4 protein-coding genes are annotated in these 2,031 nt (G+C 64.6%); all 4 read left to right on the top strand.

The window, feature by feature from the left end:
* Window positions 1–388 (top strand): cbb3-type cytochrome c oxidase subunit I (locus DN388_RS22500; protein WP_255002109.1); only part of this gene is annotated, 388 nt, incomplete at its 5' end.
* Between the two features lie 10 nt (window positions 389–398).
* Window positions 399–1,007 (top strand): cytochrome-c oxidase, cbb3-type subunit II, encoded by a 609-nt coding sequence (gene ccoO / locus DN388_RS22495; protein WP_043862389.1) that lies wholly within the window; start codon window positions 399–401, stop codon window positions 1,005–1,007.
* A gap of 5 nt (window positions 1,008–1,012) precedes the next feature.
* On the top strand, window positions 1,013–1,210 hold the full coding sequence (locus DN388_RS22490; protein WP_043862388.1) for a CcoQ/FixQ family Cbb3-type cytochrome c oxidase assembly chaperone: 198 nt from the start codon (window positions 1,013–1,015) through the stop codon (window positions 1,208–1,210).
* Window positions 1,207–2,031, top strand: an 825-nt coding sequence (ccoP, locus tag DN388_RS22485; RefSeq protein ID WP_255002107.1) for a cytochrome-c oxidase, cbb3-type subunit III, incomplete at its 3' end; no start/stop codon positions are given. The genes DN388_RS22490 and ccoP, both read left to right, overlap by 4 nt.

Here is a 2,031-nt window from a genome sequence, read left to right as displayed (position 1 = left end):
ACACGCCGGCGCCCTTGGCTGGGTAGCCATGATCTCGATCGGCGCGCTGTACCACATGATCCCGAAAGTGTTCGGCCGCGAGCAGATGTACAGCCTGGGCCTGATCAACGCGCACTTCTGGCTCGCCACCATCGGCACCGTGCTGTACATCGCCTCGATGTGGGTCAACGGCATCGCCCAGGGCCTGATGTGGCGTGCAGTCAACGCCGACGGCACCCTGACCTACTCCTTCGTCGAAACCCTGGTGGCCAGCCACCCTGGCTTCATCGTGCGGTTCGTGGGCGGTGCGATCTTCCTCACCGGCATGTTCCTGATGGCCTGGAACACCTGGCGCACCGTGCGTGCCCCAGCGGGCGAGACCGCCAACGCCACTGCGCAGCTGGCCTGAGGAGAACCTGATGAAACACGAAGTAATCGAGAAGAACGTCTTCCTGCTGGTGCTGTTGATGGTGTTTGCCGTCAGCATCGGCGGCCTGACCCAGATCGTCCCGCTGTTCTTCCAGGACGTCACCAACAAGCCGGTCGAAGGCATGAAGCCCTACACCGCGCTGCAGCTGGAAGGCCGCGACATCTACATCCGTGAAGGCTGCGTACAGTGCCACTCGCAGATGATCCGTCCGTTCCGCGCCGAAACCGAACGCTACGGCCACTACTCGGTAGCCGGTGAAAGCGTGTGGGACCACCCGTTCCTGTGGGGCTCCAAGCGTACCGGCCCTGACCTGGCCCGCGTCGGCGGCCGCTACTCCGACGACTGGCACCGCGCGCACCTGTACAACCCGCGCAACGTGGTACCCGAGTCGAAGATGCCGGCCTACCCGTGGCTGGTGGCCAACCCGGTCGACAGCAGCCATACCGAGACCAAGCTGCGCGTGATGCGCACCCTGGGCGTGCCCTACAGCGACGACGATATCACCGGCGCCGTGGCCTCGCTCAAGGGCAAGTCCGAGATGGACGCGCTGGTCGCCTACCTGCAGGTGCTCGGCACCGCGATCAAGAACAAGAGGTAAGCGCCATGGACTTCACACTGGATATCGGCCAGTTGCGCGGCCTGGGCACCCTGCTGGTAGCCATCGCCTTCATCGGCCTGGCGCTGTGGGTGTTCAGCGGCCGGCGTGACCGCGAGTTCGCCGAAGCGAGCCTGCTGCCGTTCGCCGACGATCGCCTTGTACCTGCCGCCAAAGAATCCGAATCGAGGAGTAACGGGCAATGACCACCTTCTGGAGTACGTACATCTGCGTACTGACCATCGGTAGCCTGATCGGCCTGACCTGGCTGCTGCTCAGCACCCGCAAGGGCCAGAGCAAGGGCACCACCGACCAGACCATGGGCCACAGCTTCGACGGCATCGAGGAGTACGACAACCCGCTGCCCAAGTGGTGGTTCTGGCTGTTCGTCGGCACCCTGGTGTTCTCGGTGGGCTACCTGATCCTGTACCCGGGCCTGGGCAACTGGAAAGGCATCCTGCCCGGCTACGAGAACGGCTGGACCGGCGCCAACGAGTGGCAAAAGGAAATGGACCGCGCCGACGCCAAGTTCGGGCCGATCTTCGCCAAGTTCGCCGCCATGCCGGTGGAAGAAGTGGCCAAGGACCCGCAGGCGCTGAAAATGGGCGGTCGCCTGTTCGCCTCCAACTGCTCGGTGTGCCACGGCTCGGACGCCAAGGGTGCCTACGGCTTCCCCAACCTCACCGACAATGACTGGCGCTGGGGCGGTGACCCGGAAACCATCAAGGCTTCGATCATGGGCGGTCGTCACGGCGTGATGCCGGCCTGGGCCGAAGTGATCGGCGAGCAGGGCGTGGCCGATGTGGCCGGGTTCGTGCTGACCAACCTCGATGGCCGCAGCCTGCCCAAGGACGCCAAGGCCGACGTGGAAAACGGCAAGCAACTGTTCGCCACCAACTGCGTGGCCTGCCACGGACCGGAAGGCAAAGGCACCCCGGCGATGGGCGCACCTGACCTGACCCACCCGCAGGCATTCATCTACGGTTCGAGCTATGCCCAGCTGCAGCAGACCATCCGTTACGGCCGT

This window comes from Pseudomonas sp. S12(2018) (genome assembly GCF_024355235.1).
Classification (GTDB): domain Bacteria; phylum Pseudomonadota; class Gammaproteobacteria; order Pseudomonadales; family Pseudomonadaceae; genus Aquipseudomonas; species Aquipseudomonas palmensis.
This window is presented reverse-complemented; position numbering and strand designations above follow the sequence as displayed.

Excerpts from the sequence above, each read along its gene's own strand:
- DN388_RS22490 (WP_043862388.1), top strand. The coding sequence starts at position 1,013 with ATGGACTTCACACTGGATATCGGCCAGTTGCGCGGCCTGGGCACCCTG.
- ccoO (WP_043862389.1), top strand. The coding sequence starts at position 399 with ATGAAACACGAAGTAATCGAGAAGAACGTCTTCCTGCTGGTGCTGTTG.